Source organism: Kosakonia sp. R1.Fl, assembly GCF_023516815.1.
Lineage (GTDB): Bacteria > Pseudomonadota > Gammaproteobacteria > Enterobacterales > Enterobacteriaceae > Kosakonia.
Genome location: NZ_JAMGSQ010000001.1, coordinates 3336011 through 3356343, shown reverse-complemented (window position 1 = coordinate 3356343; position 20333 = coordinate 3336011). Strand labels below are relative to the sequence as shown.

Sequence of the window (20333 nt, the reverse complement as noted above, 5' to 3'; positions counted from 1 at the left end):
GTATTCTCCTCACTCAGGCGACAGCCTGGCTCACTTTCGGCATCGCAAGGCTCAGCGCCTGCTGTTCATCGCCCTGACCGTGTAACAACTCACCGGCTATTTCGCCTTCCCGCATCACCACAATACGGTCGGCGACACCGAGGACTTCCGGCAAATCACTGGAAGCAAACAGCACCGCCACGCCACGTGCCGCCAGCGCATAAATCACGTTGTAAATTTCATGTTTCGCCCCGACGTCAATCCCACGCGTAGGCTCGTCGAGCAGGATCACCTTCATCTCTTCCGATAACCAGCGGCCAAGAATGGCTTTCTGCTGGTTACCGCCGGAGAGATTCATAATCAGCTGATCCGCGCCCGGCGTTTTGATATTGAGCGAGCGAATGTGGTGCTCGGCGTTTTCGCTCTCCCAACCATTGTTGATGAGACATCCTGCGCGAATGTATTTACGCCGGGCGCTGATGTTGATGTTCTCCTGCACCGAGTGCACCGGAATAATGCCTTCGGCTTTGCGATCCTCCGGGCACAACATCATGCCAGCACGAATCGCGTGAGCGGGTTTGTGAATATTGACCTGCTCACCGTCAATAAACACCTGCCCTTCGGTGATCTGTGTGCCACCAAACAGCCCTTTCATCAACTCGCTGCGCCCGGCACCGACCAGCCCGAACAGGCCGACGATTTCCCCGCTGCGCACGCTCAGGCTAATCGGCGTGCGAACTCCCGGCGCTTTCACCTGCTCCAGGCGCAGACGCTGCTCGCCATATTCGCGCGGCTGCCAGCCGTAAATATCGCCCAGCTCGCGCCCGACCATCGCCTTAACCAGTTGGTCATGATTGACCTGCTGCATATCGGTAAATGTGCGCACATAGCGGCCATCTTTAAACACCGTAATGGCGTCGCTCAGGGCAAATATCTCCTCCATGCGATGCGAGACATAAAGGATGACGCGCCCCTCTTTACGCAGCTCACGGATCACGCGAAACAGGTTGTCGATTTCACGCGCTGAAAGGGAACTGGTTGGTTCATCAAAGGCAATAACTTTAGCGTTACGCGCCAGCGCCTTGGCTATTTCCACCATCTGCCACTGGCCGATGGAGAGATATTTCAGCGGCGTTTGTGGGTCGATATCCAGCCCCAGATGTTGAAGCTGCAAACCCGCTTCGTAGTTGAGCAGGGAGCGGTTCACAATGCCGCTTTTATGCGGCAACTGACCCAGGTAGATGTTCTCGGCGACGGTCATTTCCGGCACCAGATGCAGCTCCTGGTAAATAATGGCCACCCCGGCGTTGAGCGCGGCGGTGGTATCGGCAAAGGAGACTTCTTCTCCTTTTATTGCCAGCGTACCGGTTGTCGGCGCGTAGTTGCCGCTGAGGATTTTTAGTAGCGTTGATTTACCGGCACCGTTCTCACCCATCAAGGCGTGAACCTGCCCGGCATAACAATCAAAACTGATCTCGCTGAGCGCTTTCACACCGGGGAAGGTCTTACCGATGCCGCGAAACGAGAGGTAAGGAGTAGACTGTTGCATAACGTCTCCGCAAAACAGTTCATTGTACGTCTGGCTCCCCGCTTAGGCGGGGAGCGCAACCAACAGAGAATTACAGTCCTTTTTTCGCCAGCTCTTCTTTGAAGTTATCGCGGGTGATCAACACCACATCCGTAACGGCGGTGAATTTCGGCGGTTCCACGCCTTTGGTCACCCAGTTGTACAACAGCTCACTGGTTTTGTAGCCGTGAACGTCCGGGCTTGGCAGCAGAGAACCGAAGAAGCCCGTCGCCTGTGCTTTGGACAGTTCGCTCACCGCATCCACGCCGTTAATGCCGATACCAATCACGTCCGCCGCTTTAAAGCCCTGTCCTTCCGTGGCACGCACACCGCCAAGTACGGTGTTGTCATTCATACCCAGCACCAGCCAGTGTTTCACTTCCGGATGCTGTACCAGCAGGGAGTTACCGGCATCAAATGCACCGGGGATATCGTTCGATTTTGTCGGCACCTGGTAGATCTGTTTTTCCGGGAAACCGGCTTTTTTCAGCGCATCCATGGAGCCAGTGGTACGGCGGCGAGCGGTATCCAGTTCGTTAGCCGTAATCGCCATCACGCCGGTCTGTTTCACATCCCAGCCGCGTTTTTGCATCTCTTTGTACAACTCATCGCCCTGACGTGCGCCAATTTCACTCGCCGCCATCATCACTAACGGCACCGATTTCATCGGCTCACCTTTGGCGTTGACGAACTGGTCATCGACGGTAATGACTTTCATGTCGTAACCGCGCGCTTTGGCAACAATTGCCGAACCCAGCTTCGGATCGGGAGTACAGATAACAAACCCTTTCGCGCCGCTGGCCGCCAGGCTATCAATGGCGTTCAGGGTTTTTTCGCCATCGGGGACGGCGATTTTGATCACTTCGAAACCTAAATCTTTGCCTGCCTTGTCGGCGAATCTCCACTCCGTCTGGAACCATGGCTCTTCCGGTTGTTTAACCAGAAATCCGAGCTTCATGGTTTCAGCGATAGCGGATTGTGACATAACGGCAGCCAGGCCGATGGCCGCCAACGCTTTAGTGAATTTGTGCATGGTAAACTCCAGCTTTAGCATTCTTTTATGTAGGGAAAACAACTCATCAGGTCTTTTAAAAGTTCATAAAACAAGGCATTAGAGTCCATACGTCACTGGAGCTCTGTGCTGGAAATAGTTTTAGCGGGAAATTGATTCTCCATAGGAGAGCGGCATCACACGGCTGAATTACAGTAATTCCGTACATAAATTCAGCGATTTATCACATAAAATCAGCCGTTTTTGTCTGACAAATAAGAAGGGTAAAAGCAGGATAATCCATAACATCAGCCAGCTTATCCTTGTGCCCGGATACAGGACGCATCCGGGCGGAAAAATCACCAGCTATAGTAGATATGCTCGGCGTGATCTCGCGCCGCGATTTCGTTCCCTTGCAGGCGCGCGGCTATGGTTAAGGCAAAATCAAAAGCCCGTCCCAGACCTTTGCCGCTGATCAGGTTGCCATCTTCGACCACTGGCGCATCAACATATTCGCCGTCGCGCACGTTTTCATATAAATCACCGGAGCAAACATAGCGGCGACCTTTCAGTAAGCCGTTTGCACCCAGCACGCGCGCAGCGGCCGAACAGATTGGGCAAATGAATTTGCCCGCCGCGTCATGATGTTCAACAAATTGCAGCACCGCCGGGTTGGCGGCGAGGTTGACACTGCCCTGCGGACCGCCGGGCAGCACGATGGCGTCATACAGCGTTTGCTGCCGCTCGGCCAGCGTGCTGTCTGCCACCATGGGGATATTGTGATAACTGACCACCGCGCGGGATCCCGCACAGGCCAGCGTTTCGACCTCTATCTGCAAGCGGCGCAAAATATCAATGGTGATAATCGCTTCCGCTTCTTCAAAACCGGGCGCCAACAACACCGCCACTTTTTTCATTCCCGACTCCTTTTGTGCAAGGTTGGTTGAATTCAGTGGCGTTATTGTTGATCAAAACAACGTTTCAAAATCCCCGCTGTGTCACAGACCCGCAGGCGCAACACAGCAAGTATAAAATCAGTGTGCTTCGCCCTGCGGGGTGAATTTCAGTTCAATTAAAGCGATGGCTTTTTGAATAGCACGGCGCGTTACCGGATCGGCAGCTGCCGGATGGGTGGAAAAATCAATGCTTTTTAACTGGTTCGCCATTTTCTCACGCACTTCAACCGGCGCGATGACGTCAATAACATCAAGGATTTGTTTAATGACCAGCTGGCAGGCGACGACATCAGAGACCAGTTCCTGGTCAGCAGAAAGATTTTGCGACATATGAGGCTCCTTTACTAAAGGGCGTCATAGTAGCGGGAAATATCAGGCAAGAGTAGTTTTGTCCCCTTCAGTAGCCGAATTACGGGCATAAAAAAACCTGCTCGCGGCAGGTTTTTTTATCATCAGAACATAGCGCCTGGCGGTACGTCTTTGAAAGTCTTGCAATAGGTTTCAAACATATGCTTCAGGATCTTACGCAGTTTCATTTGTTACTCCGGCGATGTGTTATGCAGGTGTTACGTCTCAATGCGCATATAATATGACCTACATCACAAAAAGCAAGTTCAATGTGATGGAAATCACGTTTCAAAAATCAAAAATGCGGTAACTTTGTTAAAAATCCAATTATAAATCCTGCGGTTAGCGCGCTAAAATATTTTTTAGCCTTTTCAATTATTCTTGCAAATGGCAGCCCCACAATGAGTGAAAGCACCCTTTCGCGAAAGACAGGAGGTCTTTCTCCCGCCGCGCTACTGGTAGCCGGCGCTTTTTTTATGGAGTTTATCGACGGCACGGTGATCGCCACGGCGTTGCCGGATATGGCAAAAACCTTTGGCGTAGAAGCCGTCGCGCTCAATATTGGTATCAGTGCCTATTTGATAACGCTTGCGGTGCTAATCCCCGCCAGCGGCTGGATTGCCGACCGCTTTGGCGCGCGCAATGTCTTCTCGCTGGCGCTGGCTATCTTTACTCTCGCCTCGGTGCTTTGCGGGCTGTCGACCAGCGTTAATATGTTTGTTTCGATGCGGGTTTTACAAGGCATCGGCGGTGCGTTAATGGTGCCGGTCGGCCGCCTCGCGGTGTTGCGTACCACACCGAAACACCAGCTCATTACCGCTATTGCCACGCTGACCTGGCCCGCGCTGGTCGCGCCTATTATTGGTCCACCGCTCGGCGGTTTTATTACCCACTACGCCAACTGGCGCTGGATCTTCTTTATTAATGTGCCGCTGGGCCTGCTGGCGATTGCGCTGGCGTTACGCATTATCCCCAATATCCGCGAGGAGGAGCGCCGTCCATTCGACTTGCCGGGTTTTATTGCCACTTCTGTGTCGATGCTCAGCCTGGTGTACGCCATGGAGGCGTTGGGTTCTGAACATCCGCAAGGCGCGCTAACCGTTGGTTTGCTGGTACTCGGCGCGCTAACCCTTGCTTTTACCCTGCGCCATTTCCAGCGGGCAACGTGGCCGATGATCCGCCTCGACGCCATGAAAGTGCCGACATTTCGCGTAACCATGTACGGCGGTTCACTGTTTCGCGCCTCAATTAGCGCCGTGCCGTTTCTGTTGCCACTGCTGTTTCAGGTCGGATTTGGCATGGATCCGTTCCACGCCGGGTTGTTAGTGCTGGCGGTGTTTGCCGGTAATCTTTCCATCAAACCTGCCACTACGCCGCTTATCCGCTGGCTGGGTTTCAAAAAGCTGCTGTTAATCAATGGCGCGCTCAATGTGTTGGCGCTGCTGGCCTGCGCATTACTGACTTCCCACACACCGGTGTGGCTGACATTTGTGATCCTTTATCTCGGCGGCGTGTTCCGTTCGGTGCAGTTCACCGGCGTCAGCACGCTGGCATTTGCCGATGTACCGTCGCCGCAAATGAGTTATGCCAACACGTTATTCAGCACGGCAACACAATTAGCGGTGGGCTTAGGCATTACGCTGGGCGCCATTGGTATTCGCATTGGCGAGCATGTCAGTACGTGGTTGCACATAACCGCCGTTGAGGGGATCAGCTTTCGACTGGCGTTTGTGTTTATTGCGCTGATTTGTCTGGTGGGCATGATTGATACGCTGCGGCTCACGAAGGATGCGGGTAGCGCCGTGTCGCGTAAACAGAAAGCCTGATGCAGGAAAGGAAAAAGAAGAAAGCCGCAACAGACGTTGCGGCTTTTTATTATCAGGCAAGGACTTCGCGAACGAAGGCTTCAATCTCTTTATTCTGGCAGTTTTCAAAGAAACATTTCTGGAAACGTTCACCAGAAACGGCGGTTTTCACCAGCTCACGGTCGATAGCGCGCAGCGTATCGAGATAGTTCTCTTTTACCACCGCCGCTTTGACCTGGTTCAGAATTCCCGCGTTGCGCACCTGCGGTTCTTTGCGCTCCGGCGGGTAACCTTCCCCTTTACGACCAGTAAAGGCTTTCTCAAAGATAAAGCGCACGTTCAGTTCTGCGCCCCAGCCAAAACCTTTGGCGAACGGCAGTGCCAGTGCGTTACCGTTGTTGATCTGTGCGAACAGGAAAGCATCTGCCGGATCGATACAGTAACCGCACACCACACCCGGGTGGATATTCAGTGACATCAGCGCGCCCTGGCCAGTGCCACAACCGGTTACCACGAAATCCACTGCTTTGGCATTCAACAAAATACTGGCCATAATACCAAGGTGGATATAGGTCAGATGGTGGTCGTTCTCATCGCTCATCCCGACGTTAAATACCGGGAAATCTTTCTCATCGGCAACCGTCTTCAGCTCTTTGAGGATGATGGCGTTTTTCGCCGCCTGGCTGTTTTCCATCATCAGTGCAATTTTCATTTTAGATCTCCTGTGACATGCTTCAGATAGCAAAGGTTGGGTAAACCTTACTACCTGACAAACATACTTTCAAATTTAATGAAAAATGGTTTTAAAAATCAGAAGCAGGCTCACAGTTTTTGCTCTTCGCGCATTGCCGTCGCGATTAGTAGAGGCTGTTCGGCGGGTTATTCTGTCGATTGCCTGCAAATCAACGCGATAAGATGAGATCATGCCAAAATGAAACAGAGTGATTTCATGAAGAGAATAGTTGTAGCCGCCTCGCTGCTCCTGCTCGCGGGATGCACGATGACGAAAGAAGCGGAAGTCAGTAGCGTGGATACCATTAGCGGTCTGGTACGCCTGAGCTATAACCAGTCGATGATGCAAACTGCAAAATACGACACCTATACCGCGCAGGGGACTGCTAATAAACAGTGCCAGCAGATGGGTTATGCTACCGCGGTACCTTACGGTCAGCCAGTGCAAACCTGCAGCCTGATTAGCGGGTCGGTCTGTATGAATACGAAAGTGACCATTCAATACCAGTGCCGTGGCGTGGCGTTTACACAAACCAAACCGACCTGGTAAATTCTTAAGCCAGTATAATTCTACTGGCTTATTTTTTATTAAAAATAAAAACAATTCTCATTTATTTAATTAATTTTCGCCAATGCGTGTTATTCTCATTCTCTTCTTAAAACATTTATTTTTTATTTTACCTTTTGCAAATAATTAAATAACAAATTATAGTGAGCGCTCCTTACGCCTGATAATTATATTTATGGAGCCGCGCCATGTTAAAAGCAGAGATGATCGAAAAATTAAATGAACAAATGAATCTGGAACTGTTTTCTTCCCTGCTTTATCAGCAGATGAGCGCCTGGTGCAGCTACCATAGTTTTGAAGGTGCGGCCGCGTTCCTGCGCCGCCATGCGCAGGAAGAGATGACGCATATGCAACGCCTGTTTGATTATCTGACTGACACCGGCAGCCTGCCACGTATTAATACCATTGAATCGCCGGTGGCTGATTATGCTTCGCTCGACGTTCTGTTCCGCGCAACGTACGAACATGAACAACTGATCACGCAGAAAATTAACGAACTGGCTCATGTCGCGATGACCACTCAGGATTATCCAACATTTAATTTCCTGCAATGGTATGTGGCGGAACAACATGAAGAAGAAAAACTGTTTAAATCAGTGATTGATAAACTAACACTGGCAGGTAAAAGCGGCGAAGGTCTCTATTTCATCGATAAAGAACTGGCGACGCTGGACACACAAAACTAATATTACGGGCGGTAAAGAAAATTCTTTACCGCCTTTTTATTAATGCCTGCAGATTTTACTTTCGTGAGTAGAAAAACCCTCTTCCGCCGGAATAAACTTTCCGCGTGATGCCAGAAATGCGACCAGTTCAGCCGCCATCATTCCTTCCGCTGAGCAGGTATGAAAACGCGTCGCTTCGCCAAACCGATGAATAATTGCCGCCGTCAGACTCTCGTTTGAGTAGCGCTCGCCTGTTTCAATCATCATATTCAACACTTCATGGCCGTGAATGGATGTCATAGATCCTCCCCGAAAAAGATGCATTATAAACTCAACATTTCAAGCGGGTGTTGCGCTAAAACAGGTTTACATGCATCCGGCACAGCTTGTACAACGCCAGTCGTGCTTATTCACGGCATGGTAAAAGTAGCGATAATTTACCGTTTCCAGCGGGATGCCGTTTGCGTAAAACAGATCGGTCAGCCAGTCGACGTTGTCAATAATCCACTCATCTTCCGGCAAGCCCTGAGCGAAGGTTTCATCATCCGGGTCAATGATCGAATAGATTGCCCACGTCCCCATATCCTTTTCCTGTCGAGGCTCTGGCAATGTTATCTCTGCCCCTTGCCAACTAATTTCCCAGTGACCGTGACAAAGCAGGTTGCCGCTGCGCGACCATCGTGCTGTAAAGGGATTAGTACCCGGCATTGCCAGCCCGCAATATTTTTGAAAATTTATAATATTTTTTAAGTTACGCCGGATTGTCCCTTAAAAACATCCTTCTGATAAAGTAGGCAAATCCGGCAATTTTTCTGTGCAGATGCCCCACGAACCCTCCTCGTAAAGAAATAAATACAGTGTATGTAACGGTTGTTTGACGAAATCACTGAATTATCTTACTCTGCGCCGCATCTTGAGCTGGCAGTGTGTTTTATTACAGAGGAAAGCGTGAAGAATCGAACACTGGGTAGTGTTTTTATCGTCGCCGGAACAACCATCGGCGCGGGAATGCTGGCAATGCCGCTGGCAGCGGCAGGCGTAGGTTTTGCGACCACTTTAGTTTTACTTTTCGCCTTATGGGCAATGATGTGTTACACCGCCCTTCTTCTGCTGGAGGTTTATCAGCATGTTCCGGCAGATACCGGGCTTGGATCACTGGCCCGGCGTTATCTGGGGAAATATGGCCAGTGGGTGACAGGCTTTAGCATGATGTTTTTGATGTATGCGCTGACGGCGGCATATATTAGCGGCGCAGGCGAATTGCTGGCAGCAAGCATCAGTGCGTGGCTTAACTTGTCGCTTTCGCCCATTGCCGGCGTGTTGCTGTTCACTCTCGTTGCCGGTGGCGTAGTGTGCGCAGGAACCTCCCTGGTCGACCTGTTTAACCGTTTTCTGTTCAGCGCCAAGCTCTTGTTCCTGGTAGTGATGCTGGCGCTGCTAATGCCGCATATCCATAAGGCTAATTTGCTGACCATGCCGCTGGAAAAAGGTCTGGCGCTGTCTGCCATTCCGGTCATTTTTACCTCGTTTGGTTTTCACGGCAGCGTGCCAAGCATCGTCAGTTATATGGGCGGAAATATTCGTAAACTGCGCGGGGTGTTTATCACCGGCAGCGCCATCCCGCTGGTGGCCTATATTTTCTGGCAACTGGCAACGCTTGGCAGTATTGATTCTTCGACCTTTATCGGGCTGCTGGCCAGCCAGGCCGGGCTTAACGGTCTGTTGCAGGCATTACGCGAAGTGGTGGCGTCGCCACATGTTGAGTTAGCGGTACATCTGTTTGCCGACCTGGCGCTTGCAACCTCTTTCCTTGGGGTATCGCTCGGTCTGTTTGATTACCTTGCCGATTTGTTCCAACGTCGCAACACTGTCGCAGGGCGTTTACAGACAGGTGCTATCACGTTTCTGCCACCGCTGGCGTTTGCACTGTTTTATCCGCGTGGCTTTGTAATGGCGTTGGGCTATGCCGGTGTTGCACTTTCCGTGCTGGCGCTGTTATTGCCTTCAACGCTGGCATGGCAAAGCCGCAAGCATCATCCGCAAAGCGGTTATCGCGTGCTCGGCGGCAAACCGGCACTGTGTCTGATTTTTGCCTGCGGTATCGCGATTATTGTTATTCAGTTCTCTATCGTCGCCGGGTTGCTCCCGGAAGTCGGTTAATCACCGCCATCAGGTGTGAGTGCTGGCATGTTCAATGTACATGCTCACACCGCTCTTCCCTTCGTTAAGGGGTCAGCATTTTGTTCGCTCTCTACAACGTTCCAGGCAGATGATTGCCAGCGCGCAAGCACAGGTAAGCTTACACGCGTCAGCAAATGCATGAGTTATGACACCGCCATGCAGGGAACGTGAAATGAAAGAAGGAAATTTCAGGACATAAAAACGTATAACCAATGGCGAGATCCAAGCGCACGATTTCAGTAGGTTCGGTGATTTATAGGGCAGTAGTGCCCTCTTGATATGGCGAAACCGAATGGCGAAAGTTTGGCAAAAGAGGAAAGCAGGCATAAAAAAACCGCCTTTAAGGGCGGTTTCACGACACTGCTTATCATTGATTTTATTCTTGTTTTCCCATGGTACCCGGAGCGGGACTTGAACCCGCACAGCGCGAACGCCGAGGGATTTTAAATCCCTTGTGTCTACCGATTCCACCATCCGGGCTCGGGAAGGAAATTGGAGGCGCGTTCCGGAGTCGAACCGGACTAGACGGATTTGCAATCCGCTACATAACCGCTTTGCTAACGCGCCTGAATACTACAGGTTTTTCAACCCGCACCCGCTAATATAGCCGATGCGTTAAACTGGAGCGGGAAACGAGACTCGAACTCGCGACCCCGACCTTGGCAAGGTCGTGCTCTACCAACTGAGCTATTCCCGCATTATCAAGATTTGTTGTAATCTCTTGATTTTACAATCATCTGGCGAGCTACGCTGCCTTCCGATGCGTTGCATTCTACTTACCTGACGCACTGAGTCAACGATATTTTTCAAAACCCGGATCGTTTGCTGAAAATTGCGACGAAACGATCACGGTTCAAGCAGATCGCCACGCGCAGCGTTGAGGTATTGCAGCATTGACCACAGCGTTAACACTGCGGCAACGAAAAACAGCGCAATGCCGGCATATTCAACCCAGATATTCGGACGCCAGAGGAGCCATACCAGGGCTACCATCTGCGACGTGGTTTTGACCTTACCAATCCACGAAACGGCCACACGACTGCGCTTGCCCATTTCCGCCATCCATTCACGCAACGCAGAAATAATGATCTCACGCGCGATCATCGTTGCGGCAGGCAGCGTCACCCACCAGCTGTGATAGTGTTCTGCGACCAGCACCATCGCAATCGCGACCAGCACTTTGTCAGCAACAGGATCGAGGAAAGCACCGAAACGGGTACTTTGATTCCAGCGACGCGCCAGAAAACCGTCAAACCAGTCGGTTACCGCAGCACAACAGAAAATCAGCGCACAAACAAACGGCGCCCACGGAAAGGGAAGATAAAACGCCAGCACGAAAAACGGGATCAGGATGACGCGAAATAGGGTGAGCAACGTAGGGATATTAAATCGCATAGTGGCGTTAACTGTCTGTTGTCCGTAAATATTCGCTCTATGGTGCTACAGAGCCCTTAATGTTTCAACGAGTAGTAGATCTTTTCTGCCAGTCCTTGCGAGATCCCCGGTACTTTTGAGATTTCATCAATACTGGCATTGAGTAAACCTTGTAAACCGCCCATATATTTTAACAACATCTGACGTCGCTTCGGTCCGACACCTTCAATGGTTTCCAGTGAACTTGTGTTTTTCACCTTTGCGCGTTTTTTGCGGTGTCCGCTGATCGCGTGATCGTGCGACTCATCGCGAATATGCTGGATAACGTGCAACGCTGGCGAGTCAGGCGGCAGACTAAAACCCTCCCCTTCCGGCTCGAAGAACAACGTTTCCAGACCCGCTTTACGATCGGCCCCTTTCGCCACACCCAGCAGCAAAGGTTTATTTTTATCCCACGCCACATCCAGTTCGGCAAAAACAGCTTTCGCCTGCCCTAACTGCCCTTTACCGCCATCGATGAGGATCACATCAGGGATTTTGCTCTCTTCAATCGCTTTACCGTAACGGCGACGCAGCACCTGATTCATCGCCGCGTAATCATCACCCGGCGTGATGCCACTGATGTTGTAGCGTCGATACTCCGCCCGCAACGGCCCATTGGCATCAAACACGACGCATGAGGCCACGGTTTGTTCACCCATCGTGTGGCTGATATCGAAACACTCCATGCGTTTCACTTCCGGCAACTCCAGCACGCTGGCCAGCGCAGCAAGCCGCTGGTGAACAGTCGCTTGCTGAGAGAGTTTGGTTGCCAGCGCCGTGGCGGCGTTGGTACGCGCCAGCTTAAGGTAACGCGCACGGTCACCGCGCGGTTTGGTTTGCACATTCACCCGCCGGCCAGCGAGTTCGGACAGCGAGTCGCTCAGCAGCGTTTTATCGCTCAAGTTGAAATCGAGCAAAATTTCACCCGGCAAGGTACGCATCTGGCTACCCTGCAAGTAGAACTGACCAACAAAGGTTTCCACTACTTCGCCAAGCTCGGTGCCACCCGGCACTTTCGGGAAATAGCTGCGACTGCCAAGCACTTTTCCCTGACGGATAAACAGCACATGCACACAGGCCATTCCGGCATCGAAAGCCACGCCGATAACGTCCAAATCGTCGCCAGTATTAGAAACAAACTGTTTTTCCGTCACGCGGCGTACGGCCTGAATTTGGTCGCGGACACGCGCCGCTTCTTCAAACTCCAGCGCCTGACTGGCTTTTTCCATGCGAGCGATAAGCTGAGTCAGTACCTGATCATCTTTACCGGCAAGAAAGAGGCGCACATAGTCAACCTGTTGCGCATACTCCTCTTCGCTGACCAACCCGGCGACACACGGCCCAAGGCAGCGGCCAATCTGGTATTGCAGGCAGGGGCGTGAGCGGTTGCGATAAACGCTGTTCTCACACTGGCGAACAGGGAAAATTTTCTGCAGTAGCGCCAGCGTCTCGCGCACGGCATAGCCGTTCGGAAAAGGCCCGAAGTACTCACCTTTCGCATGCTTAGCGCCGCGATGCATAGAAAGACGAGGATGCGTATCACCGCTAAGAAAAATAAACGGGTAGGATTTATCGTCACGCAGCAGCACGTTATACCGGGGCTGGTAGAGCTTGATGTAGTTATGCTCAAGCAACAGCGCTTCGGTTTCCGTATGGGTAACGGTGACATCAATCTGCTGGATCTGTGCAACCAGCGCTTCCGTTTTGCGCGAGGCAAGGTTGCTGCGAAAATAGCTGGAAAGCCGCTTTTTCAGGTCTTTCGCTTTACCGACATAGATAACAGTGCCACCGGCATCATACATACGATAGACGCCGGGTTTACTGGTAACCGTTTTGAGAAATGCTTTCGAATCAAAAACTTCAGTCACTGACTTATTAACGTCTCCGCATTGCACAACCCGTGGCGAATAGCGAGGTGCGTCAGTTCGACGTCGCCGTGAATGTTCAATTTGCTGAACATCCTGTAGCGGTAGCTATTCACCGTTTTTGGGCTCAGATGTAGCTGTTCTGAGATCTCATTGACCTTCTGGCCTTTGGTGATCATCAGCATAATCTGCAATTCACGTTCAGACAAACTGTCGAACGGCGAGTCCGTTTTTTCGGGTTCGATTTGGCTAAGCGCCATTTGCTGAGCAATGTCGGAAGCGATATAGCGCTGACCAGACTGCACCGAGCGGATAGCGTTCACCATTTCCTGCGGCGCGGCGCCTTTGCTGAGATATCCTGCTGCGCCCGCCTGCATCACTTTCGCGGGCAGTGGGTTTTCAGTGTGGACTGTAAGCATAATCACTTTGGTATCAGCACTACCACGCGCGATTTTCCGCGTCGCTTCGAGGCCGCCGATACCGGGCATATTCATATCCATCAGGACGACATCAACCGTATTGGCCCGACACCATTTAATGGCATCTTCCCCACAGTTGACCTCGCCGATAACTTTTATGCCCTTAATGTCTTCAAGAATGCGTCGTATCCCTGCGCGCACCAGTTCATGGTCATCAACAAGTAGTACGTTGATCAATGGAGTATCTCCGGAATAGGGATAACGCGACAAAAGCCTAATTCAACGTATATTAACTTTTTTTCATCTAACAGTGAAAGGTTAAAAAACCAGTAACTTTCGATTTTGTTCGCGTTTTTGGAAATTAAGTTATACAGCGTGTGGAAAGTTTAGCGATCTTTTCAAACGCAGCGCTAAAAAATTTTTAGCGCCGTTTTTCAAAAAGTTACTAAAAATTGTGTTTGCAGATATGACTATTAGCACGCTTCGCATGTAACAACAATTAACTGCCTCTAAACCTTGCTTAAACATATATTCTTCGATAATTAAAAACAGCACGGCTTATTACCGTCAGGTTTAATTTAATAAACTGAAAACAATGATCAAAAAACAACCACTGCTTTCTTTTGCCAGCATTATGGTATACTCCGCCGCTTTGACAGTGTTCGTCGCGCAGGTGCGCGACACCGTAACGAGGAAAATAAATTGAGCACACCTGATTTTTCCACTGCTGATGATGCAAAGGAACTGGCGCTGGAAGTCTCCTGCCTGAAATCAATGATTACGCTGATGCTGCAGGCCATGGGCCAGGCAGACGCCGGACGCGTTATCCTTAAAATGGAAAAGCAAATCGAACAAATGGAAGACGACGCTCAGGCGGCGGTATTTTCCGGTACTGTTAAGCAAATTAAACAAGCCTATCGCCAGTAAATAATAACCAGCTGCCAAAATAACGTTGTCAGCTAGCTATCTTTGCCGGGCAAAACATAAGGGATAATTAAATCATCCCTGTCGCCGCTGCGTAGCATGCGATCTGTGTTTTGTTCGGCGCATTAAATTTCTTCTGCATATTTTTTTGATGAAAATTAACGGTGTTTTCGGAGATGGATAAAATCATCGCGATCTCTGCCGATGTTTTACCTTCCGCCGTCCACTTGAGAATTTCACGTTCACGCTTGCTGAATTTCATTTCAGGCGCCAGCACCATCTGATCTTCCAGACGCGTTAATGCCAGCAGGCTTAACTGCACCAGCGTCTGCAGGCGCAATTCAATTTCATCATCCGACATCATTTTGCCAAACAGGCTGGTGCGCGACACGGACAAAAACCCCATCGCATGATTGGGCAACATCAGACACTGCGAAATACCTTTGCGCAATCCATGATCCCGGGCTGCATCCCACAATACCGTGGCATCGCGAAAGAGTTTGTCATTCCAGGGAAGATGTCCCTGAATGAAGTTTTCAGCCTTCAGCACCGGGTCAATAGCAAAGTAATTCTCTGCCTGATAATGCTGCATCCACGCTTGCGGATAAGAGGTTTCAACGCTCAACTTCGGCCGGGTAAAAGGCACCGGGTGACGAACGCAAAGCGAAAAATAATCAAATTCCAGCAGCTGTGTCTGCCGCTGTAATTCGGAATAAACATCCTGGGATGTTGTCATCTCCTGGAACCGCGACATCATGTCACGACGCCAGGTAAAGAATTCTGTATCCTGCATACCGACCGGTAATACCCCTGGTTTTAATAATCATTATTTTGTATACAATAAGCTAACACATAAAACTTAATTATAAATATAAAATATCGATACATCTGGAAATAAGTTGCGTTTAACGCCAGCGTTAACGGCATCTTCAGGAGGGAATAACTGGCTGATGTTTCAGGCACACAGCATAAAGTCGGGAAATATCCCTGCAAAATTTGTATGTAATAAAACCAATGAACTTTAACTTAAGTAAAATTAACGCGATTCAGCCGCAATGGGTGCTGAACCGCGAAGGCATTACTGCATGAGGAATTTTTCCAGAAACTGGCGCGTACGCGGTTGTTGCGGGTCAGCAAACAACGCTTTCGCGGGTCCTTGTTCCACAATGCGCCCCTGATCCATAAATATTGCCCTGTCCGCCACGTCACGTGCAAAGCTCATCTCATGCGTGACAATCACCATTGTGCGCTTTTCCTGCGCCAGCTGGCGAATGGCATTAAGCACTTCTCCCACCAGCTCAGGATCGAGCGCGGATGTCGGCTCGTCGAAAAGGATCACATCCGGACGCATCGCCAGCGCGCGGGCTATCGCCACACGCTGCTGCTGCCCACCCGACAAGCGACGTGGGTAGCTATTCTCTTTGCCGCTCAGCCCCACTTTTACCAGCAGTTCGCGCGCCCGCGCGACCGCCTCGTCTTTGGGCTCGCCTTTCACGATCACCGGCCCTTCAATAATGTTCTCCAGCACTGTCCGGTGCGGGAACAGATTGAAGTTCTGAAAGACAAACCCGACATGCTGGCGTAACTGGCGGATAGCACTTTTCTGCTGGCTCAGAGAACGCGCGGTATCAATGGTGATATCACCCACGCGAATAGTGCCGTTCTCCGGCTGTTCAAGCAGGTTAATGCTGCGCAACAAGGTGGTTTTACCGGAGCCGCTCGGGCCAATAATTGCCACCACTTCGCCCTGCTGCACCTCCAGATCGATACCGTGCAACACCGTCTGGCCGTGGAATTTTTTCACCAGATTTTTCACGTCGATAGCACTCATTTCGGATCACGCTCCTGACGATTAAGCTGGTTTTCGAAATAGTTTTGCAGCGAAGAAAGCACCGTCGCCATTACCCAGTAAATCAGCGACGCCGCAAGGTACATAGTGAACACTTCCAGCGTACGGGAGGTGATTAACTGCGCCTGACGGAACAGTTCCGGCACCTGGATAGTGGCTGCCAGTGACGTATCTTTCACCAGGCTAATAAAACTGTTGCTCAACGGTGGCAGCGCGACACGCGCGGCCTGCGGCAGAATCGCGCGACGCAGCGTTTGCCACGGCGTCATGCCTATACTGGCCGCCGCTTCCCACTGCCCTTTATCGATAGACGAAATCGCCGCGCGCAGCGTCTCCGCTGCGTAGGCCGCCGTATTAAGTGACAGACCAATCATCGCCGACGGAATAGGATCCAGCTCAATACCAAACTGCGGCAGACCGTAGTAGATCATAAATAACTGGGCGATAAGCGGCGTACCGCGAAAAATCGAAATGTAAAAACGCGCCAGCCAGCGCACAGGTAAGAACGACGACATGCGCATAAGCGCCAGCAGAAAGCCCAGCAGTAAACCAAAAAACATCCCGCCAATACTGAGTTGCAGTGTAAATACCGCGCCCTTTAACAGGTAAGGCGCGGAGTCGATAACCAGTTGTAGACTCTCTTGCATTATGTTTGCTCTGCCTGGGAATTAAATATGGGGGTGATAGGCAAACAGCGCCGGTGCGCCGCCCGTATGGATAAACAAAATTGGCCCGTTATCTTTAAAGCGATTCTGCTCAATGCCATCCAGTAATCCGGCCATCGCTTTGCCGGTATAAACCGGATCGAGCAAAATGCCTTCCAGGCGGGCCAGCAATTTCACCGCTTCCATTCCTTCATCATTTGGCGTGCCGTAGCCTGGCGCGAAGTAATCATCCCACAACAGAATATCGGCGTTGGCCTGCAAGTCGAGTTCCCGCGCGATAGCCTGTTGCAGCGTCACCACTTTCGGTTTTTGATCCGCAACGCTACGCGAAACCGTCACGCCAATCAGTTCCACATCCGGCATCAGTTGCTCAAGCCCGACCGCCAGCCCGGCATGCGTACCGGCACTGCCGGAAGCGACCACTACCGACGAAAGGCCAACCGCACCTTCACATTGCTGGGCAATTTCCAGCGCGCTTTCCACATACCCCATGGCACCTAACGCGTTGGAGCCGCCAACCGGGATCACATAAGGGTGAAAACCCTGCGCTTCTACGCGCGTCGCCAGTTCCTCCAGTTGCGCAGTGGGATCCGTCAACGCATCGCACATTTCAATCTGCGCATTGAACAGATCCAGCAGCAAGCGGTTGCCGTTAGTCAGGTAGTTTTCAGCGGTGGTGCCAATCGGGTTTTCCAGTAGCGCCACGCAGTGCAGACCTAATTTGGCCGCTACCGCCGCCGTCTGACGCACGTGATTGGACTGGATCGCCCCGGCGGTAATCAGCGTATCAGCGCCCTCACGCAGCGCATCTGCCGCCAGAAACTCGAGTTTACGCAGCTTATTGCCGCCCATCGCCACCGGCGTGACATCATCGCGTTTAATAAAAATTTCGCGTCCCAGGTAATCGGAAAGCCGTGGTAAATATTCCAGCGGCGTGGGTGCGCCAATCAACTCCAGGCGCGGAAAGCGGGTCACATTGTGCAAGGGCATAAAACCTCCGAAGACCGGGTAACGTTAGCAACTGCTTTTTATTATGCACACTAAAGTCGATGAAATAAAAAAGGCGCTTGATTAAGCGCCTTTTTTTAGCGGGTAACGATTACTTCGTCACATCCGCGCCAAACCATTTTTCCGACAGCGTTTTCATGGTGCCGTCTTTTTGCATCTCGGCAATGGCTGCGTCGATAGCTTTCAGCAAATCGTCATTACCTTTACGCAGCGCAACGCCGGATTCCTGACGCGAGAACGCATCCCCCGCTACCGCCAGCGTATCTTTGGTTTTCTTCACCAGATCCAGCGCGGCCAGACGATCGACCAGGATGGCGTCAATACGACCAACGCGTAAATCCTGATATTTAGTCGGGTCATCATCATAGGTGCGAATATCCACGCCCTGCACGTTCTTACGCAACCATTCTTCATAGTTAGTGCCAAGACCCACGCCCACTTTCTTACCTTTCAGATCCGCCGCGGATTTGATCCCCGCTTCGTTTCCTTTTTTCACCAGCGCCTGGATGCCGGAAACGGTATAGGGCGTGGAGAAATCATACTTTTTCTTGCGCTCATCGGAGATGGTGACCTGATTAATCACCACGTCGATGCGTTTAGAATCCAGCGATGCCAGCATGCCGTCCCATTTGGTGGGTTTCAGGGATGCTTTTACACCAAGATGCTGCGCCAACGCTTCGGCGAACTCCACTTCAAAACCAGTAAGCTTGCCGTCGTCGCCCTGGAAACTAAACGGCGGATACGTGCCTTCCAGACCCACCAACAGCGTGCCACGCTCTTTGACTTTATTGAGCAGGTTTTCCGCCGCGAATGTTTTCACGCTCATCCCTGCTACCAGCGCGACGGCCATCACACCCATCAGCGCCTGACGTCCCAAAAGTGCTAGTTTCATAGTTACCCCGATAAAGAAATTGGCTGTAGTGTAAGGTGCCTGACGCTAAGTACAAGCACAACTCGGCTACATCTTATTCCTTTTTAATATAAATCAGATGTTGCACCTACAGCGATTTTTTGCACGGAAGCAAAACGCATCTGGGTTTTAAACTGCGCATATTTGCGCAAGGCAATCCGATAATTATTGGTGCTGGTCGCAGGTAACCACGGTTCCAGATTTTCGTCGAGGAACCCTTCTTCAAGCAGTTGTCGGGAAATATTCAGTTCAGTGAGATGGTTGCCGAGGCGGCGCAAACGCACGACATACTCGCGCACCGTACCGTGGCTCATTTCGGTTTGTTCGAAGAGATATTGTTTAAAACCGATGATATCGAAGAAATCGCTCTGCTCTTTGCAGTGCAGATCGCCGCAAAAACGACAGAGTGCGACCCACTCTTTCTGCTCTTGTTGCCAGGCCGCTTCATCCAACAGCATATCCAGACGCGAAATCGCGATTTTATTCACGATCTCGCCCCGGCGTACCAGTGTGATGCGATCAAGCAGCTTGTGGCAGTGTGCGCAATGCGTCTGGCTGTGTTTAAAGTCTTTAAGGTAGCGGCTTAGAGGCCGTCTTTTAGGTTGCTGCACCGTCATGATAACTCCTGGTTGTCAATGCGTTGTACAGCATTTACCAGGAGTGATGCAGAATCACCGACCTATAACTTACCCAGCTTGGTACGTAAGCGCTTAATGGCCTGGCTATGGAGCTGGCTGACTCGCGATTCCCCGACTTCCAGAACGGCGCCAATCTCTTTCAGATTGAGTTCTTCCTGGTAGTACAGTGTCAGGACAAGTTGTTCACGTTCCGGCAGCGACTCAATCGCTTCCATGACCCGGTGACGTAAATTACTTTCCATTAACTGGAATAACGGGTTTTCCTGTTGATGATCGTCAGTGACCAGCTCGATACTGTCGCCATGCTCTTCCCGCCATTCATCATAGGAGAAAAGCTGGCTGTTATTGGTATCGAGCAGCATCTGACGGTATTCCTCTACAGGAATTCCAAGACGCTGCGACACTTCGGTTTCCGTCGCGTTACGTCCCAGTTCTTGCTCAAGTTGCCCCATTGCCTGCGCCACTTCGCGGGCATTACGCCGAACGCTGCGCGGCACCCAATCGCGGCTGCGCAATTCGTCCAGCATCGCCCCACGAATACGCTGTACTGCGTAAGTGGTAAATGCCGTTCCTTGCAGAGCGTCATATCGGTCTACTGCATTCAGTAAACCGATACCGCCCGCCTGTAGCAGGTCGTCCAGTTCCACACTCGCCGGCAAACGCACCTGCAGGCGCAATGCTTCGTGACGCACAAGAGGTACATAACGCTGCCACAGCGAGTGTTTATCCATTACACCTTCAGCGGTATAGAGTGAATTCACGATAAACAGCCCTGCGTTAATTGAGTTATCGGCACGATTATCCGATTCTGGAGTGGTTTTAATCGGATGAATAGTGGGTGAAATGG

Annotated in this window: 24 protein-coding genes and 3 tRNA genes; 6 read left to right on the top strand and 21 right to left on the bottom strand. The window is 51.2% G+C overall.

The genetic code is table 11. From position 1 onward, the window contains the following. Positions 1-13 precede the first annotated feature (13 nt). The 5 genes from araG to azuC form a co-directional block, all read right to left on the bottom strand. Positions 14-1528, bottom strand: coding sequence for an L-arabinose ABC transporter ATP-binding protein AraG (araG, locus tag M8Q36_RS15885; RefSeq protein ID WP_249881520.1), 1515 nt, complete (start codon positions 1526-1528; stop codon positions 14-16). A 70-nt stretch (positions 1529-1598) separates the two neighbouring features. After that, positions 1599-2579 (bottom strand): arabinose ABC transporter substrate-binding protein, encoded by a 981-nt coding sequence (locus tag M8Q36_RS15880; protein WP_020454158.1) that lies wholly within the window; start codon positions 2577-2579, stop codon positions 1599-1601. A 317-nt stretch (positions 2580-2896) separates the two neighbouring features. Next, entirely contained in the window at positions 2897-3454 is a 558-nt protein-coding gene (locus M8Q36_RS15875) for a DJ-1 family glyoxalase III (protein ID WP_249881519.1), read from the bottom strand. 117 nt (positions 3455-3571) lie between these two features. Beyond that, positions 3572-3823 carry a DUF2766 family protein gene (locus tag M8Q36_RS15870; RefSeq protein ID WP_017458328.1) on the bottom strand — a complete coding sequence of 84 codons (252 nt, stop codon included), beginning with the start codon at positions 3821-3823 and terminating at the stop codon, positions 3572-3574. Positions 3824-3945: 122 nt separating this feature from the next. Continuing rightward, positions 3946-4029 carry a stress response protein AzuC gene (gene azuC / locus M8Q36_RS15865; RefSeq protein ID WP_017458329.1) on the bottom strand — a complete coding sequence of 28 codons (84 nt, stop codon included), beginning with the start codon at positions 4027-4029 and terminating at the stop codon, positions 3946-3948. 213 nt (positions 4030-4242) lie between these two features. Between azuC and M8Q36_RS15860 the strand changes: the two genes are divergently transcribed. Then, entirely contained in the window at positions 4243-5667 is a 1425-nt protein-coding gene (locus tag M8Q36_RS15860) for an MFS transporter (protein WP_249881518.1), read from the top strand. 52 nt (positions 5668-5719) lie between these two features. Here M8Q36_RS15860 and M8Q36_RS15855 read toward each other — a convergent pair whose 3' ends face one another. Then, positions 5720-6358, bottom strand: coding sequence for an RpiB/LacA/LacB family sugar-phosphate isomerase (locus M8Q36_RS15855; protein WP_017458331.1), 639 nt, complete (start codon positions 6356-6358; stop codon positions 5720-5722). 237 nt (positions 6359-6595) lie between these two features. On the opposite strand from M8Q36_RS15855, the gene yecR reads away from it, so the two are divergent. Beyond that, entirely contained in the window at positions 6596-6928 is a 333-nt protein-coding gene (gene yecR / locus M8Q36_RS15850; protein ID WP_044489679.1) for a YecR family lipoprotein, read from the top strand. A gap of 206 nt (positions 6929-7134) precedes the next feature. Continuing rightward, a complete protein-coding gene (gene ftnA / locus M8Q36_RS15845) occupies positions 7135-7632 on the top strand; it encodes a non-heme ferritin (RefSeq protein WP_017458333.1) in 498 nt (165 codons plus the stop codon). 39 nt (positions 7633-7671) lie between these two features. Here the strand turns inward: ftnA and M8Q36_RS15840 are convergent, their stop codons facing one another. Next, on the bottom strand, positions 7672-7911 hold the full coding sequence (locus tag M8Q36_RS15840) for a YecH family metal-binding protein (protein ID WP_249881517.1): 240 nt from the start codon (positions 7909-7911) through the stop codon (positions 7672-7674). 66 nt (positions 7912-7977) lie between these two features. Next, a complete protein-coding gene (locus M8Q36_RS15835) occupies positions 7978-8319 on the bottom strand; it encodes a PM0253 family protein (RefSeq protein WP_249881516.1) in 342 nt (113 codons plus the stop codon). A 240-nt stretch (positions 8320-8559) separates the two neighbouring features. Between M8Q36_RS15835 and tyrP the strand changes: the two genes are divergently transcribed. Beyond that, positions 8560-9771 carry a tyrosine transporter TyrP gene (gene tyrP, locus M8Q36_RS15830; RefSeq protein ID WP_249881515.1) on the top strand — a complete coding sequence of 404 codons (1212 nt, stop codon included), beginning with the start codon at positions 8560-8562 and terminating at the stop codon, positions 9769-9771. A gap of 414 nt (positions 9772-10185) precedes the next feature. Here tyrP and M8Q36_RS15825 read toward each other — a convergent pair. The 6 genes from M8Q36_RS15825 to uvrY all read right to left on the bottom strand — a co-directional run bounded on the left by M8Q36_RS15825 (position 10186) and on the right by uvrY (position 13729). Then, a tRNA-Leu gene (locus M8Q36_RS15825) sits at positions 10186-10272 on the bottom strand. Positions 10273-10285: 13 nt separating this feature from the next. Further along, positions 10286-10359 (bottom strand) — tRNA-Cys (locus M8Q36_RS15820). Positions 10360-10413: 54 nt separating this feature from the next. Continuing rightward, positions 10414-10489, bottom strand: a tRNA-Gly gene (locus M8Q36_RS15815). Between the two features lie 149 nt (positions 10490-10638). Beyond that, a complete protein-coding gene (pgsA, locus tag M8Q36_RS15810) occupies positions 10639-11187 on the bottom strand; it encodes a CDP-diacylglycerol--glycerol-3-phosphate 3-phosphatidyltransferase (protein WP_017458337.1) in 549 nt (182 codons plus the stop codon). 56 nt (positions 11188-11243) lie between these two features. Further along, positions 11244-13076 carry an excinuclease ABC subunit UvrC gene (gene uvrC / locus M8Q36_RS15805; protein ID WP_249881514.1) on the bottom strand — a complete coding sequence of 611 codons (1833 nt, stop codon included), beginning with the start codon at positions 13074-13076 and terminating at the stop codon, positions 11244-11246. Further along, positions 13073-13729 (bottom strand): UvrY/SirA/GacA family response regulator transcription factor, encoded by a 657-nt coding sequence (gene uvrY, locus M8Q36_RS15800; RefSeq protein WP_017458339.1) that lies wholly within the window; start codon positions 13727-13729, stop codon positions 13073-13075. The genes uvrC and uvrY overlap by 4 nt, the downstream gene beginning before the upstream one ends. 358 nt (positions 13730-14087) lie before the next feature. Here uvrY and M8Q36_RS25605 point away from each other — a divergent pair, with 358 nt between their 5' ends. Together M8Q36_RS25605 and M8Q36_RS15795 are read left to right on the top strand one after the other, a co-directional pair. Continuing rightward, positions 14088-14198, top strand: a complete 111-nt coding sequence (locus M8Q36_RS25605) for a hypothetical protein (protein ID WP_435367363.1) — start codon at positions 14088-14090, stop codon at positions 14196-14198. Further along, positions 14195-14419 (top strand): DUF2594 family protein, encoded by a 225-nt coding sequence (locus tag M8Q36_RS15795; RefSeq protein WP_175274209.1) that lies wholly within the window; start codon positions 14195-14197, stop codon positions 14417-14419. The genes M8Q36_RS25605 and M8Q36_RS15795 overlap by 4 nt, the downstream gene beginning before the upstream one ends. Positions 14420-14486: 67 nt before the next feature. On the opposite strand, the gene sdiA is transcribed toward M8Q36_RS15795, so the two are convergent. The 7 genes from sdiA to M8Q36_RS15760 form a co-directional block, all read right to left on the bottom strand. Continuing rightward, positions 14487-15209: a quorum-sensing transcriptional regulator SdiA gene (gene sdiA / locus M8Q36_RS15790; protein ID WP_020454170.1), complete on the bottom strand. Its 723-nt coding sequence runs from the start codon at positions 15207-15209 to the stop codon at positions 14487-14489. Positions 15210-15494: 285 nt separating this feature from the next. After that, positions 15495-16247, bottom strand: coding sequence for an L-cystine ABC transporter ATP-binding protein TcyN (tcyN, locus tag M8Q36_RS15785; RefSeq protein WP_249881513.1), 753 nt, complete (start codon positions 16245-16247; stop codon positions 15495-15497). Next, positions 16244-16912, bottom strand: a complete 669-nt coding sequence (tcyL, locus tag M8Q36_RS15780) for a cystine ABC transporter permease (protein WP_020454172.1) — start codon at positions 16910-16912, stop codon at positions 16244-16246. Before tcyL ends, tcyN begins: the two co-directional genes overlap by 4 nt. Before the next feature lie 21 nt (positions 16913-16933). Next, the gene (gene dcyD, locus M8Q36_RS15775; RefSeq protein ID WP_249881512.1) at positions 16934-17920 is read right to left on the bottom strand and encodes a D-cysteine desulfhydrase; all 987 of its coding nucleotides are present in this window, start codon (positions 17918-17920) and stop codon (positions 16934-16936) included. Positions 17921-18029: 109 nt separating this feature from the next. After that, positions 18030-18830, bottom strand: a complete 801-nt coding sequence (gene tcyJ / locus M8Q36_RS15770; protein WP_017458346.1) for a cystine ABC transporter substrate-binding protein — start codon at positions 18828-18830, stop codon at positions 18030-18032. Positions 18831-18913: 83 nt separating this feature from the next. Beyond that, positions 18914-19465, bottom strand: coding sequence for a flagella biosynthesis regulatory protein FliZ (fliZ, locus tag M8Q36_RS15765; protein ID WP_017458347.1), 552 nt, complete (start codon positions 19463-19465; stop codon positions 18914-18916). Positions 19466-19527: 62 nt separating this feature from the next. Next, on the bottom strand, positions 19528-20247 hold the full coding sequence (locus M8Q36_RS15760; protein ID WP_007371523.1) for an RNA polymerase sigma factor FliA: 720 nt from the start codon (positions 20245-20247) through the stop codon (positions 19528-19530). Positions 20248-20333 lie beyond the last annotated feature (86 nt).

Bases quoted from the DNA above. Each gene is read 5' to 3' on its own strand.
- araG (WP_249881520.1), bottom strand. From the start codon at position 1,528: ATGCAACAGTCTACTCCTTACCTCTCGTTTCGCGGCATCGGTAAGACC.
- M8Q36_RS15880 (WP_020454158.1), bottom strand. From the start codon at position 2,579: ATGCACAAATTCACTAAAGCGTTGGCGGCCATCGGCCTGGCTGCCGTT.
- M8Q36_RS15875 (WP_249881519.1), bottom strand. From the start codon at position 3,454: ATGAAAAAAGTGGCGGTGTTGTTGGCGCCCGGTTTTGAAGAAGCGGAA.
- M8Q36_RS15870 (WP_017458328.1), bottom strand. From the start codon at position 3,823: ATGTCGCAAAATCTTTCTGCTGACCAGGAACTGGTCTCTGATGTCGTC.
- azuC (WP_017458329.1), bottom strand. From the start codon at position 4,029: ATGAAACTGCGTAAGATCCTGAAGCATATGTTTGAAACCTATTGCAAG.
- M8Q36_RS15860 (WP_249881518.1), top strand. From the start codon at position 4,243: ATGAGTGAAAGCACCCTTTCGCGAAAGACAGGAGGTCTTTCTCCCGCC.
- M8Q36_RS15855 (WP_017458331.1), bottom strand. From the start codon at position 6,358: ATGAAAATTGCACTGATGATGGAAAACAGCCAGGCGGCGAAAAACGCC.
- yecR (WP_044489679.1), top strand. From the start codon at position 6,596: ATGAAGAGAATAGTTGTAGCCGCCTCGCTGCTCCTGCTCGCGGGATGC.
- ftnA (WP_017458333.1), top strand. From the start codon at position 7,135: ATGTTAAAAGCAGAGATGATCGAAAAATTAAATGAACAAATGAATCTG.
- M8Q36_RS15840 (WP_249881517.1), bottom strand. From the start codon at position 7,911: ATGACATCCATTCACGGCCATGAAGTGTTGAATATGATGATTGAAACA.
- M8Q36_RS15835 (WP_249881516.1), bottom strand. From the start codon at position 8,319: ATGCCGGGTACTAATCCCTTTACAGCACGATGGTCGCGCAGCGGCAAC.
- pgsA (WP_017458337.1), bottom strand. From the start codon at position 11,187: ATGCGATTTAATATCCCTACGTTGCTCACCCTATTTCGCGTCATCCTG.
- M8Q36_RS25605 (WP_435367363.1), top strand. From the start codon at position 14,088: ATGATCAAAAAACAACCACTGCTTTCTTTTGCCAGCATTATGGTATAC.
- sdiA (WP_020454170.1), bottom strand. From the start codon at position 15,209: ATGCAGGATACAGAATTCTTTACCTGGCGTCGTGACATGATGTCGCGG.
- tcyN (WP_249881513.1), bottom strand. From the start codon at position 16,247: ATGAGTGCTATCGACGTGAAAAATCTGGTGAAAAAATTCCACGGCCAG.
- tcyL (WP_020454172.1), bottom strand. From the start codon at position 16,912: ATGCAAGAGAGTCTACAACTGGTTATCGACTCCGCGCCTTACCTGTTA.
- dcyD (WP_249881512.1), bottom strand. From the start codon at position 17,920: ATGCCCTTGCACAATGTGACCCGCTTTCCGCGCCTGGAGTTGATTGGC.
- tcyJ (WP_017458346.1), bottom strand. From the start codon at position 18,830: ATGAAACTAGCACTTTTGGGACGTCAGGCGCTGATGGGTGTGATGGCC.
- fliZ (WP_017458347.1), bottom strand. From the start codon at position 19,465: ATGACGGTGCAGCAACCTAAAAGACGGCCTCTAAGCCGCTACCTTAAA.